The 15,586-nt window shown below is 75.9% G+C and carries 14 protein-coding genes, 1 other RNA gene and 1 pseudogene; 9 read left to right on the top strand and 7 right to left on the bottom strand.

All coding sequences use genetic code 11. From position 1 onward, the window contains the following. Nucleotides 1-78: 78 nt before the first annotated feature. Nucleotides 79-1,545 carry an RNB domain-containing ribonuclease gene (locus tag ACF053_RS08360; RefSeq protein ID WP_391953118.1) on the top strand — a complete coding sequence of 489 codons (1,467 nt, stop codon included), beginning with the start codon at nucleotides 79-81 and terminating at the stop codon, nucleotides 1,543-1,545. Here the strand turns inward: ACF053_RS08360 and ACF053_RS08365 are convergent. Both ACF053_RS08365 and ACF053_RS08370 read right to left on the bottom strand, forming a co-directional pair. Next, complete coding sequence (locus ACF053_RS08365; protein WP_391953119.1) at nucleotides 1,496-2,311, bottom strand: hypothetical protein; 816 nt, start codon at nucleotides 2,309-2,311, stop codon at nucleotides 1,496-1,498. The genes ACF053_RS08360 and ACF053_RS08365 overlap by 50 nt on opposite strands. Next, complete coding sequence (locus tag ACF053_RS08370) at nucleotides 2,308-3,114, bottom strand: MerR family transcriptional regulator (protein ID WP_391953120.1); 807 nt, start codon at nucleotides 3,112-3,114, stop codon at nucleotides 2,308-2,310. The genes ACF053_RS08365 and ACF053_RS08370 overlap by 4 nt, the downstream gene beginning before the upstream one ends. A 77-nt stretch (nucleotides 3,115-3,191) precedes the next feature. Between ACF053_RS08370 and rnpB the strand changes: the two genes are divergently transcribed. Further along, an RNA gene (rnpB, locus tag ACF053_RS08375) (RNase P RNA component class A) lies at nucleotides 3,192-3,590 on the top strand. Between the two features lie 113 nt (nucleotides 3,591-3,703). On the opposite strand, the gene ACF053_RS08380 is transcribed toward rnpB, so the two are convergent. Continuing rightward, complete coding sequence (locus ACF053_RS08380; RefSeq protein ID WP_391953121.1) at nucleotides 3,704-4,369, bottom strand: class I SAM-dependent methyltransferase; 666 nt, start codon at nucleotides 4,367-4,369, stop codon at nucleotides 3,704-3,706. Between the two features lie 74 nt (nucleotides 4,370-4,443). Between ACF053_RS08380 and ACF053_RS08385 the strand changes: the two are divergent. Continuing rightward, nucleotides 4,444-4,719, top strand: a pseudogene (locus ACF053_RS08385) (XRE family transcriptional regulator); the annotation flags it as partial. Nucleotides 4,720-5,123: 404 nt separating this feature from the next. Beyond that, entirely contained in the window at nucleotides 5,124-5,447 is a 324-nt protein-coding gene (locus tag ACF053_RS08390) for a nuclear transport factor 2 family protein (RefSeq protein ID WP_391953122.1), read from the top strand. 137 nt (nucleotides 5,448-5,584) lie between these two features. Here ACF053_RS08390 and ACF053_RS08395 read toward each other — a convergent pair whose 3' ends face one another. Together ACF053_RS08395 and ACF053_RS08400 are read right to left on the bottom strand one after the other, a co-directional pair. After that, entirely contained in the window at nucleotides 5,585-6,466 is an 882-nt protein-coding gene (locus ACF053_RS08395) for a PhzF family phenazine biosynthesis protein (protein ID WP_391953123.1), read from the bottom strand. 110 nt (nucleotides 6,467-6,576) lie between these two features. Then, a complete protein-coding gene (locus ACF053_RS08400) occupies nucleotides 6,577-7,329 on the bottom strand; it encodes an SDR family oxidoreductase (protein WP_391953124.1) in 753 nt (250 codons plus the stop codon). A 96-nt stretch (nucleotides 7,330-7,425) separates the two neighbouring features. Between ACF053_RS08400 and ACF053_RS08405 the strand changes: the two genes are divergently transcribed. Next, nucleotides 7,426-9,051 carry an alkaline phosphatase D family protein gene (locus tag ACF053_RS08405; RefSeq protein ID WP_391953125.1) on the top strand — a complete coding sequence of 542 codons (1,626 nt, stop codon included), beginning with the start codon at nucleotides 7,426-7,428 and terminating at the stop codon, nucleotides 9,049-9,051. A 97-nt stretch (nucleotides 9,052-9,148) separates the two neighbouring features. On the opposite strand, the gene ACF053_RS08410 is transcribed toward ACF053_RS08405, so the two are convergent. After that, nucleotides 9,149-10,153, bottom strand: coding sequence for a Gfo/Idh/MocA family protein (locus ACF053_RS08410; RefSeq protein WP_391953126.1), 1,005 nt, complete (start codon nucleotides 10,151-10,153; stop codon nucleotides 9,149-9,151). A 64-nt stretch (nucleotides 10,154-10,217) separates the two neighbouring features. On the opposite strand from ACF053_RS08410, the gene ACF053_RS08415 reads away from it, so the two are divergent. The 3 genes from ACF053_RS08415 to ACF053_RS08425 all read left to right on the top strand — a co-directional run bounded on the left by ACF053_RS08415 (nucleotide 10,218) and on the right by ACF053_RS08425 (nucleotide 13,754). Then, nucleotides 10,218-11,609: a multidrug effflux MFS transporter gene (locus ACF053_RS08415; protein ID WP_391953127.1), complete on the top strand. Its 1,392-nt coding sequence runs from the start codon at nucleotides 10,218-10,220 to the stop codon at nucleotides 11,607-11,609. A gap of 568 nt (nucleotides 11,610-12,177) precedes the next feature. After that, nucleotides 12,178-13,182 carry a small ribosomal subunit Rsm22 family protein gene (locus ACF053_RS08420; protein WP_391953128.1) on the top strand — a complete coding sequence of 335 codons (1,005 nt, stop codon included), beginning with the start codon at nucleotides 12,178-12,180 and terminating at the stop codon, nucleotides 13,180-13,182. Nucleotides 13,183-13,265: 83 nt separating this feature from the next. Then, nucleotides 13,266-13,754, top strand: coding sequence for a hypothetical protein (locus ACF053_RS08425; protein WP_391953129.1), 489 nt, complete (start codon nucleotides 13,266-13,268; stop codon nucleotides 13,752-13,754). A gap of 190 nt (nucleotides 13,755-13,944) precedes the next feature. Here ACF053_RS08425 and ddaH read toward each other — a convergent pair whose 3' ends face one another. Continuing rightward, the gene (ddaH, locus tag ACF053_RS08430; protein WP_391953130.1) at nucleotides 13,945-14,853 is read right to left on the bottom strand and encodes a dimethylargininase; all 909 of its coding nucleotides are present in this window, start codon (nucleotides 14,851-14,853) and stop codon (nucleotides 13,945-13,947) included. Between the two features lie 82 nt (nucleotides 14,854-14,935). Here ddaH and ACF053_RS08435 point away from each other — a divergent pair, with 82 nt between their 5' ends. Further along, nucleotides 14,936-15,559, top strand: a complete 624-nt coding sequence (locus ACF053_RS08435; protein ID WP_391953131.1) for a TetR/AcrR family transcriptional regulator — start codon at nucleotides 14,936-14,938, stop codon at nucleotides 15,557-15,559. Nucleotides 15,560-15,586: the final 27 nt, after the last annotated feature.

The following is a 15,586-nucleotide window of genomic DNA, read 5'->3' on the forward strand; positions in this document are numbered from 1 at the left end:
ACGGGTGGACCGGGGGTGCGGCCCCGGCCGCCCAGCGTACAAAGTGCCGCACCCGGCCGGGCGCCCTACGCTCGGCGTATGCCCCGCCGCCAGGTGCACGTGACCGGCACCGCCGAGGCCGCGCCCCTGCGGGCGGCCCTCGGCGCGCTGCGCACCGCCCTCGGCGTCCCGAGCGGTTTCCCGCCGGACGTCCTCGCCGAGGCGGAGGCCGCCGCCCGCTCCCCGCACCCGCCGGGACTCCCGCCGGACGGCCGTGCCGACGCCACCGGCCTGCCCCTGTTCACCGTCGACCCGCCGGGCTCCGCCGACCTGGACCAGGCCATGCACCTGGAGCGCCGCGCCGGCGGCGGCTACCGCGTCCACTACGCCATCGCCGACGTCGCCGCGTTCGTCACCCCGGGCGGGGCCGTCGACGCGGAGGCGCACCGCCGCGTGCAGACCCTGTACTTCCCCGACGGCCGCGTCCCCCTGCACCCGCCCGTCCTCTCCGAAGGCGCCGCCAGCCTCCTGCCGGACCGGACGGTGCCCGCGCTGCTGTGGCGCGTCGACCTGGACGCGCACGGCCGGAACGTCGCCACCGACGTGCACCGCGCGCTCGTCCGCAGCCGCGCCCGCCTCGACTACGCGACGGTCCAGCGGCTGATCGACACCGGCACCGCCGAGGAGCCCCTCGCGCTGCTGCGCGAGATCGGCCGCCTCCGGGAGGAGCAGGAGGTGGCACGCGGAGGCGTCTCCCTGCCCGTCCCCGAACAGGAGGTGACCGAGAGCGACGGCGGGTACCTCCTGGAGTACCGCCCCCCGCGCCCCGCCGACGCCTGGAACGCCCAGATCTCCCTCCTGACCGGCATGGCCGCCGCCGACCTGATGACCGCGGCGGGCACCGGCGTCCTGCGCACCCTGCCCGCGCCCTCCACCGACGGGGCGGTGGCCCGGCTGCGCCGCTCCGCCGAGGCCCTCGGCGTCCCCTGGCCGCACCACGTGTCGTACGCCGCGCTCGTCCGCGGCCTGGACCCGGCGGAGCCCCGGAACGCCGCGTTCCTCCAGGACTGCACCACCCTGCTGCGCGGCGCCGCGTACACCGTCTTCACCGACGGGCGGGTGCCGTCGCCGGCGGTGCACGCCGCCGTCGCCGACGAGTACACCCACTGCACCGCCCCGCTGCGCCGCCTCGTCGACCGGTACGCCGGGGAGCTGTGCGTCGCGGCGGTCGCGGGCCGGGAGCCGCCCACGTGGGTGCGGGAGGCGCTGCCGGCGCTCCCGGACCGGATGGCGGAGGGCGCCCGCCTCGCCAACCGGGTCGAGCGGGAGTCCGTGGACGTGGTCGAGGCCGCCCTCCTCATGGACCGGGTGGGCGAGGTGTTCACCGGGACGGTCGTCGACGTCCGCGACGGAGACCCGAGGACGGGCACCGTCCACCTGCACGCGCCGGCGGTCGTGGCCCGCCTGGAGAGTCCGGACGCGGCGCTGCCGCTGGGGGAGCGGATCGAGGTGCGCCTCACGCGGGCGTACCCGGGGCGGGAGAAGGCGCTGTTCGTGCCCGCGTGAGCGCCGCCAGCAGGGCGCGCGGCTCGTCGGCGTGGCACCGCACCACCCGTACCTCCCGCCGCCGGCCCAGCAGGCCGACGGCCGTCACGGGCGAGGACAGCTCCAGCGTGAGCGACGTCTGCCCCCCGACGACGAGGTCCAGCTCCCCGTCGGCCTCCGGGTGCGTGAACACCGGCTCGTACCGGACCGCGGCCAGCGCGTCCAGCGGCACCGCGAGGTCCACGTGGCACCCCTGCCGCAGCCGCAGCACCCGCCCCTCCAGCAGGTGCGGCCGGGTGACCGCCGCCGCGTGGAGACCCAGCACGAAGAGCACCGTGTACACGTCCAGCACCAGGAACACCTCATGCACCACGGGTACGTCCCGCAGCAGCCAGGACATGCCGACCGTCTCGACGACGCAGACGAACGCGAACCCGTACATCAGCGGTGCCTGGTCCCGCGCGTGCCCGAACCCCTCGACCCCCGCCCGCACCCCGTGGCGTCCGCGCCGCACCCACCGGACGAGGGAGGCCAGCAACCCCAGCTCGTGCCCGACCAGCCGAACCGCCGGCTCCGGGACGACCTCGTACAGCGCCGCACGCGCGGCCAGCCCCCGGCGCCGGGCCGACCGGTACGCCAGCGCGCCCAGCAGCAACACCACGACCGCGAGCACCTCCACTGCGTGCAGCACGGCCGCCGGTATCCGCACCCCGGCCGCCAGACAGCCGACGAGCACCAGTTCACCGGGGAGCACCATCCAGCCCAGGCCCCGCACCAGCCGCCTCACCGCTCGCCCCCGGCCGCCCGCTCCGCCGCGAGGCGCATCGCCCGGCGGACCACCTCGACCTGGGCCGGCGAGAACTCCGCGAACAGCGGCCCCTCGAAGACCCCCGCCCCAGCCCCCGCCCCCGGATCGAGGTCGCCGACCTCCGCCGCCACCTCGTCCGGCAGCAGCTCGGCGAGGAGCCGCGCGACCGCGGGCACCCGCGGGTCCCCGGCCCCCGCGCCGTTCAGCTCGTCCAGCCGCGCGTACACCTCGTACGCCCGCCGCATCACCTCCGGCTCCGCCACCGCCTCCCGCACGGCCCCCAGCAACCGCGCCCCCTCCTCACCGCTGCCCATGGTGTCCATCAGCGTGAGCACCTCGCGGTCGACGCGGGCCATCCGCGGTTCGGGCCCGGGCAGCCCCGCGCTGGTGCGCGCCATGTCCGCGAAGAGCGCCGTCAGCTCCGGTGACACCGGCCCCTCGGCGGGGAGCCGCCCCGCGCGGGCCTGCGCCAGCAGGACGGCCAGCCGCTCGCGACGCTCCCGGACCTCCGTCTCCTGGCGGGCCAGGTCCGCGTCGAGCTCCTCCAGCACCTCGGCCAGCTCCCGCCCCGAGTCGTCGGCGAGCACGTCGCGCACCTCGTCCAGGGACAGCCCCAGCTCGGCCAGCCGCCGCACCCGCGCCAGCAGCACGGCGTCCCGCAGCGTGTACGCGCGGTACCCGTTGGCCCGCCGCGGCGGCTCGGGCAGCAGCCCGATCCGGTGGTAGTGGCGCACGGCCCGCGTGCTCACGCCGACGAGCCCGGCGATCTCTCCGATCCTCATGCGCCCAGTACAGACGTTGACGCCGCGACAAGGTCAAGCGGCGCCGCCGCGGCGGGTACCATGGTCCGCACGGCAGACGAGCCGGGCGGGCGGCCGCGTGGGGATCGAAGGATCCCCCCGAGGAACGTCCGGGCTCCACAGGGCAGGGTGGTGGGTAACGCCCACCCGGGGTGACCCGCGGGACAGTGCCACAGAAAGCAGACCGCCGGGGGCCTCGGCCCTCGGTAAGGGTGAAACGGTGGTGTAAGAGACCACCAGTGCCCAGGGTGACCTGGGCAGCTCGGTAAACCCCACCCGGAGCAAGGTCAAGAGGGGACACCCCGGTGTCCCTGCGCGGACGTTCGAGGGCTGCCCGCCCGAGTCCGCGGGTAGACCGCACGAGGCCGGCGGCAACGTCGGCCCTAGATGGATGGCCGTCACCCCGACGACCGCGAGGTCCCGGGGAACAGAACCCGGCGTACAGCCCGACTCGTCTGCCGCTTCGGATCCTGCTGAGTGAAACCGCAGGTCAGCACGGTGTGAGGTGTGCGGCGAAACCGCAGGGGCCCCCACGCGCGTGGTCACCGCCGGGGCGCACGCGGTGCGACCGTCACCCGACGCCTCGCACGAGGAGCGTCCCCGTGCGCTTGCCGGTCGGCGGCGCGATGACGTCGGCCGTCACGTTCGTGAACCCCGCCCGTTCCAGGATGGCCACCCAGGTCTGCGGCTCGTAGTCCCAGCGCTTCACGTACAGCGGCTCCGCGCCCCTCTCCGGCGGCTGCATCCGGGATGCCTGAGGGCCGTAGCAGCCCACCAGAGCAGGAGGACTGTGGGAGAACGCGAACACACCACCGGGCGCGAGGCGCGCGCTGACCAGCGGCAGCAGCACGGCGGGGTCGGTGAACCAGGCGGCTCCGAACACGGAGAAGACGGCCGCGTAGTCCTCCGTCCGGGCGGAGAGGAAGTCCTCGGCAGCCGCCTCCCCGACACTCAGGTACGGCCAGCGACCGCGAGCCTTCGCGATCTGCACGGGCGAGATGTCCCCACCGACCGCTTCGGCTCCCAGCTCGACAAGGTGGGCGAGGTTTCCTCCACTGCCGCAGCCAAGGTCGAGGACGCGTGCACCGGCAACGTCGCCGAGGATCTCCTCGTCCGGTCCGTGATCCGGCCACTGCGTCCAGTTGAACCACGTGGACGCCCCGGCCGCGTTCGTCTCCTTGCGGCCCGACGCGGCCGCGCCCCACACGTCCCACGCACTGACGTCCTGCTCTCGCACCGGTCCTCTGATCCTGTCGCTGTACGGGTCGGCCCTTCCCCCTCGGCCTGAGGGGGAGGGCACGACGGCTGCCTAACCCGGACGGCCCGCTCGCCCTGGACCTGACCATCGACCGCAGCCTGGTCACCGGCTCGTGGGTCGAGCAGACCGCCGCCGACGGCTACTACCAGGGCGCCCGCTACCACGGTGCGATCCAGATGCTCGTGGAGCCGACTGGCCGCCGCATGGCGGGCAAGGGGGTCGGCTTCGGCAAGGACTTCGACGTCAACACCGGTCCCTGGGAGCTGAGGCTCCTCGACACGTCCACGTCGAAGGCAGCGCTCCGGGAGTACAGCCGCCCGCCGCGGTAGGCCCGGGAGAGCATCCCCGGGGGTGGCGGGCCGACCGGTCCCACCCCGCCCCGGAGGAAGCGGCCGTAACCGCCCCGGGGTTGCCGACGCGCCGCATGGCGAGCCCCCGCGTCTTCCCGTCACCCTTGACGCCCTTCTCACTGACGTCGGCCGAGTGGTCGTCGACTGCCCTGACGGGGTCGGCGATCTCGCCGTGGAGGCCATCGACAGCGCGCCCGTCATCGCGCCCGGCGCCCGGCGGTTCCGCCGGACGTCCTCCCCGGTGTGCGTCGCGCCCCCGGGGCCTCGGCCGCCTTCCCCGTGTCGTCCATGGGGGTGAGGCTCCCCCGTGGCACCCGGCGGAAGGTGGCGGCCGGGGTGTATCCGGTGGGGCGCACATCCGTTTTCGTCCCACCGGAGGTCCCGTGCCCATCCCCGTCGACAAGCTCACCGACCCGGCCGTCCGCGCCTTCGTCGCCGCGCTCAACTCCCATGACCGGGCGGCCTTCCGCGCCGCGCTCACCGCGGACGCCACGATGGCCGACGACGGGGCGGACCGGGACCTGGAGGAGTGGACGGACCGGGAGATCTTCGCCACGCGCGGTCACCTGGACGTCGAGGCGCAGAAGGGCGGTGGACGCGACCTGGTCGCCCGCTACCGCAACGACGCCTGGGGCGAGATGCGCACCCAGTGGCACTTCGTCGTCGAGGACGGGAAGGTCGCCCGGTTCGAGACCGGCCAGGCGTGACCGCCGGCCACACCGGGAGGCGGGGCGGGGAGGCGGGGGAGCGGAACCGGGGCCTCGCGCGTACTCGTGCCCGTGCCCGGGGCGTCGCCCGCGCCCGGGGCTCGGCTCACGTGCGGGGTCCCGCCCCGGGCTCGGGGTCAGATGCGGGTGCCGGTGCCAGAGACCCGTACCCGACGGTCGTCGGCGCGCAGCTCGACCGTCAACTCGCCCGGCCTGCCCAGGTCCTCCCCCTGGTACAGGGTGAGGACCGCCGCCTCCGGCACCAGGCCCAGCTCACGGGCGTACGCGCCGAAGGCGGCCGCCGCCGCGCCCGTCGCCGGGTCCTCCACGACGCCGCCCACCGGGAACGGGTCCCGGACGTGGAACACCGTCGGCGACTCCCGCCACACCAACTGCACGGTCGTCAGGTCCAGCCGCAGCATCAGCGCGGCGAGCCGGTCGAAGTCGTACGCCAGGCGTGCCAGCCGCCCGCGGGTGGCCGCCGCCAGCACCAGGTGCCGGGCGCCCGCGAAGGCGATGCGCGGCGGCAGGGCGGGGTCCAGGTCCCCGGCCGGCCAGTCCAGCGCCGCGAGGGCCTCCGTGACGTCCTCGGCGGCCACGTCGTCGACGCGCGGTTCCACGCTGGTGAGGGTGGCGCGCAGCGCGCCGTCCCGCTCGGTCACCGTGACGGGCACCGGCCCGACCGGCGTGGCGAACACCAGGGCGCCCGGCCCGATCCGCTCGCCCAGCGCGACGGCCGCCGCCACGGTGGCGTGCCCGCAGAACGGCACCTCGGCGCGCGGGCTGAAGTAGCGGATGGTGAACGCCCGTCCCGGCTCGCCGGGCAGCCCCTCGGGGGGCGGGGTGAGGAAGGCGCTCTCGCTGTACCCGAGTCGGGCGGCCACGGCGAGCATCCCGTCGTCGTCGAGCCGGGAGGCGTCCAGGACGACCCCGGCGGGGTTGCCGCCCCCGGGGTCGGCGGAGAACGCGGTGTAGTGCAGGACCTCGGGTGCGGTGGTGGTTCCTTCGCCGGTCGTCATGCCGGTGCCAACCGGCGCGCACCCGCTTCTTGGTCCCCCGGCTTCGGCGGGTGCGGCGGGTGCGACGGTGGCAGGGGCGGTGCGGTGCGGCCGTACCGCCCCGTAGCCGGTCAGCCCCGGCCGAGGTACGGCATCGCGGTCGCCATGACCGTCACGAACGGGATGTTCGCCTCCAGCGGCAGCGACGCCATGTGGACCACGGTCCGCGCCACGTCCGCCGCGTCCATCACCGGTTCGGCGGCCGTCGTGCCGTCGGCCTGGAGGATGCCCGCCTCCATGCGGCGGGTCATGTCGGTCGCGGCGTTACCGATGTCGATCTGCCCGCACGCGATCCGGTACGGGCGGCCGTCCAGCGCGAGCGACCTCGTCAGTCCCGTGACGGCGTGCTTCGTCGCCGTGTACGCGACCGAGTGCGGGCGCGGCACGTGCGCCGAGACGGAGCCGTTGTTGATGATGCGGCCGCCCTGCGGGGACTGCTCCCGCATCTGCCGGTACGCCGCCTGCGCGCACAGGAACGCGCCGGTGAGGTTCACGTCCACCACCTGCCGCCAGGTCGCCGCGTCCAGCTCCTCGACGGGCGTGCCGCCCCCGGCGAAGGTACCGGCGTTGTTGAACAGCAGGTCGACCCGGCCGAACCGCTCGCGCACCGCCGCGAACAGCGCCGCCACCCGGTCCGGGGACGTGACGTCCGTGGGGACGCACAGCGCCCCGCCGCCCGCCAGCCCCGCCGTCTCCGCCAGGGGCCCGGGCCGCCGCCCGGCGAGGGCGAGCGACCAGCCGTCCTGCGCCAGGGCCACCGCCACGCTCCGGCCGATGCCCGAGCCGGCCCCGGTCACCACCGCGATCCTCCGCTCAGCGTCCATGGGGGCGCAGCGTACGGCAGTGTCCGGCACCCGGACCTCATGTGACCGCCATGCGGATGTCGTGTTCCGGACAATCCGACGGGGTGCACTGGGGCGATGACGTCCGACGACTCCCCGTTCCGCGCGGCCGCCCGCCACTTCGGCCGGCGGGGCTTCCTCACCGGCACGGGCGCCGCCGCCGCGCTCGCCTTCGCCGTCGGCCTGCCCGCCGCCGGCGCCGCCCAGGCCGCCGAACTCGACGCCCGCAAGATCACCGAGGACCCGTTCACGCTCGGTGTCGCCTCGGGTGACCCGCTGCCGGACGCCGTCCTGCTGTGGACCCGCCTCGCGCCCCGCCCGTACGAGCCCGGCGGCGGGCTGCCCGCCGCGCGGGTCGCCGTCCGGTGGGAGCTCGCCCACGACGAGCGGTTCACCCGCGTCGTCCGGCGCGGCCACGCCACCGCCCACCCCGAGCTGAACCACACCGTCCACGTCGAGGTGCCGCACCTCGAACCGGGCCGCGCCTACCACTACCGCTTCCGCGCCGGCGGCTGGACCAGCCCGCCCGGCCGCACCCGCACCGCCCCCCACCCCGGTGCCCGGCCCGCCTCGCTGCGCGTCGCCGCCGTCTCCTGCCAGGCGTACCACGACGGGTACTTCACCGCCTACCGCCACCTCGCCGACGAGCCGGACCTGGCCGCCGTCGTCCACCTGGGCGACTACCTCTACGAGTACGCGGTCGACGCCACCGGCGGCGCCCGCGCCTACACCGACCGCCGCCTGCCGGCCCACTTCGCCCGCGAGACGGTCACCCTGGAGGACTACCGGCTGCGCTACGCCCTCTACAAGACCGACCCGGACCTGCGGGCCGCGCACGCCGCGCACCCCTTCGTCGTCACGTGGGACGACCACGAGACGGAGAACAACTACGCCGGCGACCGGCCCGAGAACGACGTGCCGCCCGAGGAGTTCCTGCTGCGCCGCGCCGCCGCGTACCGCGCGTACTGGGAGAACCAGCCGCTGCGCCGGCCCCAGCGGCCGTCCGGCCCCGGCATGCGCCTGCACCGCAGGCTGCGCTTCGGGCGGCTGGCGCAGTTCGACGTGCTCGACACCCGCCAGTACCGCTCCGACCAGGCGTACGGCGACGGCTGGCGCGTCCCCGGGCCCGAGTCGGAGGACCCCGCGCGCACCATGCTCGGGGCCGAGCAGGAGCGCTGGCTGCTCGACGGGTGGCGGACCTCGGACGCCCTGTGGAACGTCGTGCCGCAGCAGGTGGTCCTGGCGCGGCGGCGGAACGTGCCGGGCCCCGGGTACAAGCTCTCCATGGACGCCTGGGACGGCTACCCGGCCGCCCGCCGCCGCTTCCTCGACGGGGCGCGCACGGCCGGCGCCGACAACCTCGTCGTCCTCACCGGGGACGTCCACGTCGGGTACGCCCTGGACCTGAAGGCCGACTTCGACGACCCCTCCTCGCGCACCGTCGGCACCGAACTCGTCGCCACCTCGATCACGAGCGGCCGGGACGGCACCGAGCGGCCCGCGAACTGGGGCGACCTCACGGCGGCCAACCCGCACCTGCGCTTCTACGACGGCCGGCGCGGCTACCTGCGCGTCACCTTCGACGAGCGGCTGACCCGCGCCGACTTCCGGACGGTGAGCGCCGTCACCACACCCGGCGCGCCCGTCACGACGGCCGCGTCGTTCGTGACGGAGGCGGGCGCGCCCGGCCTGGTGCCCGCGTAGGGCGGCGGTGCGGGGCGGGCGTCCCGCCGGGCGGGCGGTACGGCGTCCCGCGCCGGCGGGCGGGTGGCCGCCCGCACCGTGGGTCCGTGCCGCGCGGCTACTCGCCGGGGTAGCGGACGCCGACGCGGTCCCGCACCGCGTCGAGCGTCCGCATCACCGCGAGCGTGCCGTCCAGCGGCACCAGCGGCGACTCGGTCGCGCCGGCCCGCAGGCAGCGCATCACCTCCGCCGCCTGGTGCTGCATCGAGTCCCGCCGTCCCGCCGCCCGGAACTCCTCCGGCTCCCGGCCGTCGCGCAGCAGCGTGAACGCCTCCGGGTGGAAGAAGCCGCGCGGGAACTCGATCCGGCCCGACGTCCCCGTCACGGACGCCGTCTGGGGGGTGTCCGCCACGACCGAGCACGACAGCAGCGCCGTCGCCCCGGAGTCCCAGCCCAGCAGCACGCCCGTGTTCAGGTCGACGCCCTCCGGGGAGAGCAGCGCCTGCGCCGCCACCCGGTCCGGCTCGCCGAGCAGCAGCTGCGCGAACGCCACCGGGTACACGCCCAGGTCCAGCAGCGCCCCGCCGCCCGCGGCCGGGTCGCGCAACCGGTGTCCCGGGTCGTCGGGGCCGACCAGGCCGAAGTCCGCGTGGACCGTGCGCACCTCGCCGATCGCCCCGTCCCGCACCAGCTCCACCAGCCGCCGCACGAGGGGGTTGCAGTACGTCCACATGGCTTCCATCAGGAACACCCGGCGCCGCCGCGCGAGGGCCACCAGCTCGGCGCCCTCGCGGGCGTTCAGCGTGAACGGCTTCTCGCAGAGCACCGCGCGGCCCGCCTCCAGGCACAGCCCCGCCGCGGCCCGGTGCGCGGCGTGCGGCGTCGCCACGTACACGACGTCGACGTCCTCGTCCGCCGCGAGCGCCGCCCACGACCCGTGGGCGCGGGGTATCCCGAACCGTTCGGCGAAGGCCTCCGCCGAGGCGGCCGACCGCGACGCCACGGCGACGACCTCCGCCCCGTCGCCCATCTCCAGCAGGTCACGGGTGAACCTCGCCGCGATCCCGCCCGTCGCCAGCACACCCCAGCGCACCGTTCCCGACACTCCCGGCCCCCTAGCCATTGAGGTTTAAACCACTGTGATCGAGCTGAGAGCATAGGGGGCGCCACCCAGGACAGGAGATGAGATGCCGGAGCCCGGCCCGAGCACCCGAGGACACATACCGACCACCCACCCGAACGGCACCGGGACCGGCACCGGGGCCACCACCGGCACCGGCGGCGGGACCCCGAGCGGCACCGCGGCCGAAGCGCCGACCGGCGCCCCGGCCCGCACCACGACCGGCGCCCCGGCCGCCCCGGCGGTGACCGCCGCCCGCCGCGCCGGACTCCTCGTCACCCTCGTACTCGGCGGGCTCACCGCGCTGCCGCCGCTGTCCATGGACATGTACCTCCCGGCGCTGCCGGAGGTCACCGGCTCCCTGCGGTCGCCCGCCGCCACGGTCCAGCTCACCCTCACCGCCTGCCTCGCCGGCATGGCGCTCGGCCAGCTGGTCGTCGGGCCGATGAGCGACCGGTGGGGGCGCCGCCGGCCGCTCCTGGTCGGCATGGTGGTGTACGTCCTCGCCACCGCCGCGTGCGCGCTCGCGCCGAACGTCGCCCTGCTCATCTCCTTCCGCCTCGCCCAGGGGCTCGCCGGCGCGGCCGGCATCGTCATCGCCCGCGCCGTGGTCCGCGACCTGTACGACGGCGTGGAGATGGCCCGCTTCTTCTCCACGCTCATGTTGATCTCCGGCGTCGCCCCGGTCATCGCCCCGCTCATCGGCGGCCAGATCCTGCGGGTCACCGACTGGCGCGGCGTCTTCCACGTGCTGACCGTCGTCGGCCTGCTGCTCACCCTCGTCGTGTGGCGGTGGTTGCACGAGACGCTGCCGCCCGAGCGACGGCACGGCGGCGGCGTCGGCTCCGCGCTGCGCACCATGCGCGGGCTCCTCGCCGACCGGGTCTTCACCGGCTACATGCTCTCCGGCGGCCTCGCCTTCGCCGCGCTCTTCGCGTACATCTCCGCCTCGCCGTTCGTCGTGCAGGAGATCTACGGCGCGTCCCCCCAGACGTTCAGCCTCCTCTTCGGCCTCAACTCGATCGGCCTGGTGGCCGTCGGCCAGATCAACGGCAAGCTGCTCGTCGGCCGGGTCAGTCTCGACAAGGCGCTCGGCGTCGGCCTCGCCGTGATCACCCTCGCCGCCCTCGCCCTGCTGCTGATGACCAGTGGCGTCTTCGGCCGGCCCGGACTGGTGCCGATCGCGGCGGGCCTGTTCGTGCTCATGTCCGCGATGGGCCTGGCGATGCCGAACACCAACGCCCAGGCGCTGATGCGCACCCCGCACGCCGCCGGCTCTGCGTCGGCGCTGCTGGGGACGTGCTCGTTCCTCATCGGCGCGGTCGCGTCGCCGCTCGTCGGCATCGCGGGCGAGCACACGGCCGTCCCGATGGCCGTGGTGCAACTGGTGTGCGCGCTCGGCGCGCTGGCCTGCTTCCTCGGCCTGTGCCGCCCGTGGCGGACCGCCCGCACCCGGTGACCGCACCGCACCCGGCCGGGCCCGGGCGGCCGGGCCCGGCGTGATCACCGGGGTCGGGTGACCACCGGGCCCCGCGTGACCACCGGCTCTGGCAAGACCACCGGATACGGCGTGCCACCGCCGTCGGGCCCGGTCGCCCCACCCCGGTACGGCCACGGCCCCGCACGCCCCCGACGCCGGCACGGCCTCCGCGCCGGGCATGCCCGGGAGTGCGGCCCGCGGGGGGCCCGGTGCCCGGTCACCGGCGACCGTGGACCGGTGAGGTGTCGTGCCCGGTCAGGGATGCGGTGGCCCACGACCGGTGGTCCGCGGCCACGGCGGGCTTGCTCCCGGCCGGCGACCGGTGAGGTGTTCACGGCCGCTTACCGCTGACCCCTGGCCGGCGGCCTGGACCGGTCGGGCGGCCAACGGCCGGTGACCGGCGACCTGGACCGGTCGGGTCGCCGGTGGCGCCCGCCCGCCGAGGGCCGCCCGCCTGGGGCCGGCCGCCGGTGGCGCCCGCCCGTGGCCGGCGGCCGGTGGCCGCACCGGGCCGGAGCGTCCCGCCCGGCGCGCCTACGATGGGTCGGTGAACGCCTCCCCCCGCACCCCGGACGCCCTGCGCGCCGCCCTCGCCGGGCTGCTCGACGGGCTGCCGCCGACCAAGGCGGCCCAGGCCGTCGACCGGCTCATCGCCAACTACCGCGGCACGACCCCCACCGACGCGCCCGTCCTGCGGGACCGCGCGGACGTCGCCGCGTACGCCGCGTACCGGATGCCCGCCACGTTCGAGGCCGTCCGCTCCGCGCTCGCCGCGCTGCGCGACGCCGCCCCCGACTGGACGCCCGCCACGCACACCGACGTCGGTGGCGGTACCGGCGCGGCCGCCTGGGCCGTCGCCGAGGCGTGGGAGGAGGCGGGCGACGACGGTGCCCCGCGCACCACGGTGCTCGACTGGGCGGAGCCCGCCCTCGCGCTCGGCCGCGAACTGGCCGACGCGTCCGGGCTGCCCGCGCTGCGCGCCGCCGAATGGCGCCGGGCGAGGATCGGTTCGGCCCTGCGGCTGGACGCCTCGGACCTCGTCACCGTCTCGTACGTGCTCAAGGAGCTCACCCCCGCCGACCGCGACGCCCTCGTCGACGAGGCCGCCCGGACCGCCCGCGCCGTGGTGGTCGTCGAGCCGGGGACGCCCGACGGGTACGAGCGGATCATCGCCGCCCGCGACCGGCTCGTCGCCGCCGGGCTGCGGGTGGCCGCGCCCTGCCCCCACAGCGGGGCCTGCCCGATCGAGCCGGGCAGCGACTGGTGCCACTTCTCCGCGCGCGTCAGCCGCTCGTCGCTGCACCGCCAGGTGAAGGGCGGCTCCCTGGCGTACGAGGACGAGAAGTTCGCGTACGTGGCGGCGACGCGGTTCCCGGCCGAGCCGGTGGCCGCCCGCGTGGTCCGCAGGCCGCAGATCCGCAAGGGGCAGGTCCTGCTCGACCTGTGCACCACCGACGAGGGGCTGCGCCGCGACACCGTGACCAAGCGGCACGGCACGCGGTACAAGGAGGCCAGGGACGTGGAGTGGGGCGACGCCTGGCCGCCCGCCTGACGGGTGACGGGCGCCTGCCGACCGGGTGGGTCGGGCGGCGCGCCCGCTGTCCCGGTCCGTCCCGGCAGGCTGGGGTGGGGGGCATGACACGCCTCGTTGGACGCGGACTGGCGGCGCCGCTCGTGGCAGCCGCCCTCCTGACCGCCCCCGCCACCGCCCACGCCACCGCGCCCGCGCCGAAGGAGGCGACCCGGACCATCGAATGGGTCGCCGTCCTCAAGAGCCACACCAAGCCCGCGAGGGTGCGCGAGGGCGCCGACTGGACCACCTACGCCCACCTCCACCTGAAGGCCCGCGACGGTCGGCCCGGCAAGAAGATCGGCGACACCACCGCCCACTGCGCGGCGGCCTTGGTGAACCAGCGCGGCCACGTCACGCAGTGCTCGCGCGTGCTGCGCACGGACGCCGGGCACCTCGGCCTCACGGAGACGATGGACCGCTACGGCAAGGGCCCTCACTCCGCGCCCGCGGCCGTCACCGGCGGCACCGGCGCCTACGCGGACGCGGAGGGCGAGGCCACCGTCGTCCTGCACGGTGACACCGCCACGTTCCGCATCGTCCTCGACGACTGAGACACCCGGGACGCCCGGACATCCCTGACGCCTCGGGCACGGGCACCCCAGGACCCGGGACGCCCGGACACCCCGGACGCCTCGGGCGGCCCGGAGGCGGTGGTGGCGCCACCGCCCCGGGCCGGGCCGCGATCCGCACCGCGCACCGCACACCCCGCGAACAGCGGGCCGCGACGCGCCGTCCGCCGGATCAGGCGCCGGGCGGCGCCCCCCGCAGCTCCTGCGTGCAGCACTTCACGCTGCCGCCGCCCTTCAGCAGTTCGCCCAGGTCCATCCCGACCGGCTCGAAACCGCGACGCCGCAGCTGCTCGAAGAGCCCCACGGCCGCCTGCGGCAGCACCACGTGCCGGCCGTCGCTCACGGCGTTCAGTCCCAGCGCCGCCGCGTCCGCCTCCTCGGCGATCAGCGCGTCGGGGAAGAGCCGTGCCAGGACCGCGCGGCTGCCGGGGGAGAAGGCACCCGGGTAGTACATGATCTCGTCGGCCGCGTCGTCCAGGACGCACAGGGCCGTGTCCAGGTGGTAGTAGCGCGGGTCCACCAGGTCCAGGCCGATCACCGGCCGGCCGAAGAACTCCTGCGCCTCGTCTCCCGCGAGGGAGGTCGAGCGGAAGCCCCGCCCGGCCAGCAGGTACGAGGCCGTGACCGCGAAGTCCCCCTCGCCCTCGTTGACGTGCTCGGGCACGTGGACGTCCGTGAAGCCGTGGGCGCGGAACCAGTCGCGGTGGGCCTGCGCCTCGGCCGTCCGCTCGGGGTAGAGGAAGCGCGCCCCCAGCACTCGCCCGTCGACGACGGTGGCGCCGTTCGCGGCGAACACCATGTCGGGCAGGTCCGGGCGCGGCTCCAGCAGGTCGACGGTGTGACCGAGGGCGCGGTAGCGGTCCCGCAGGTCCTCCCACTGGGCCAGGGCGAGCGGCAGGTCGACCGGTTTCGCCGGGTCCATCCACGGGTTGATGGAGTACGTCACCTTGAAGTGCACGGGTGGGCACATGAGGTAACGGCGAGGTGATGCGTCACGAGGCAAAGAAGGCTCCTCACGAACGGCCGGCGCACGCGGTGTGCGCGCACCGCCATGGTGCGCCGTCCGGAGCCTCCCGCGCATCGGACCGTACGGGTGGTTGCCCGGAAAAGCTCCGTCACGCGGGACGGACCGTGCCGCTCCGCGCCGTTGGTACATTCCTGCCATGGCCGAGACCACGGCGGCGTCCGGGAGGACGCCCGACTCCACGCGCCGCAGCGAGCGCTCCCGCCGCGCCATCTTCGACGCGGCCCTCGCCCTCGTCGGCGAGGTCGGTTTCGCCCGGACGACCGTCGAGGGCATCGCCGCCCGCGCCGGGGTCGGCAAGCAGACCATCTACCGCTGGTGGCCCTCCAAGGCCGCCGTCCTGCTCGACGCCTACCTGGACCTGGCGGCCGGGGCGGCCGGGGACGGCGAGGCCGCCCTGCCGGACACCGGCGACCTCGCGGCCGACCTCCGCACGGTCCTGCGCGCCACGGTCGACGAGCTGAACGACCCCCGTTACGAAGCCCCGACCCGCGCCCTCACCGCCGAGGGCGTCGTCGACCCGGTCCTCGGCGCCCGGTTCGTCGAGCGGCTGCTCGAACCGCAGCTGGAGCTGTACGCGCGGCGGCTGCGCGCCGCCCAGGACGCCGGGGACGTGCGCCCCGACGTGGACCCGCGCGTCGCCCTGGAGCTCTTCGTCGGCCCGCTGACCCACCGCTGGCTGCTGCGCACCCGGCCCCTCACCCACGCCTACGCCGACGAGCTCGTCGGTTACGCCCTGCGGGGCATCGCCGCACGCCCCTGAGCGCCCTTCCCGACACGTGGACCTCCT

Source organism: Streptomyces kanasensis (genome assembly GCF_043077165.1).
Taxonomy (GTDB): domain Bacteria; phylum Actinomycetota; class Actinomycetes; order Streptomycetales; family Streptomycetaceae; genus Streptomyces; species Streptomyces changanensis.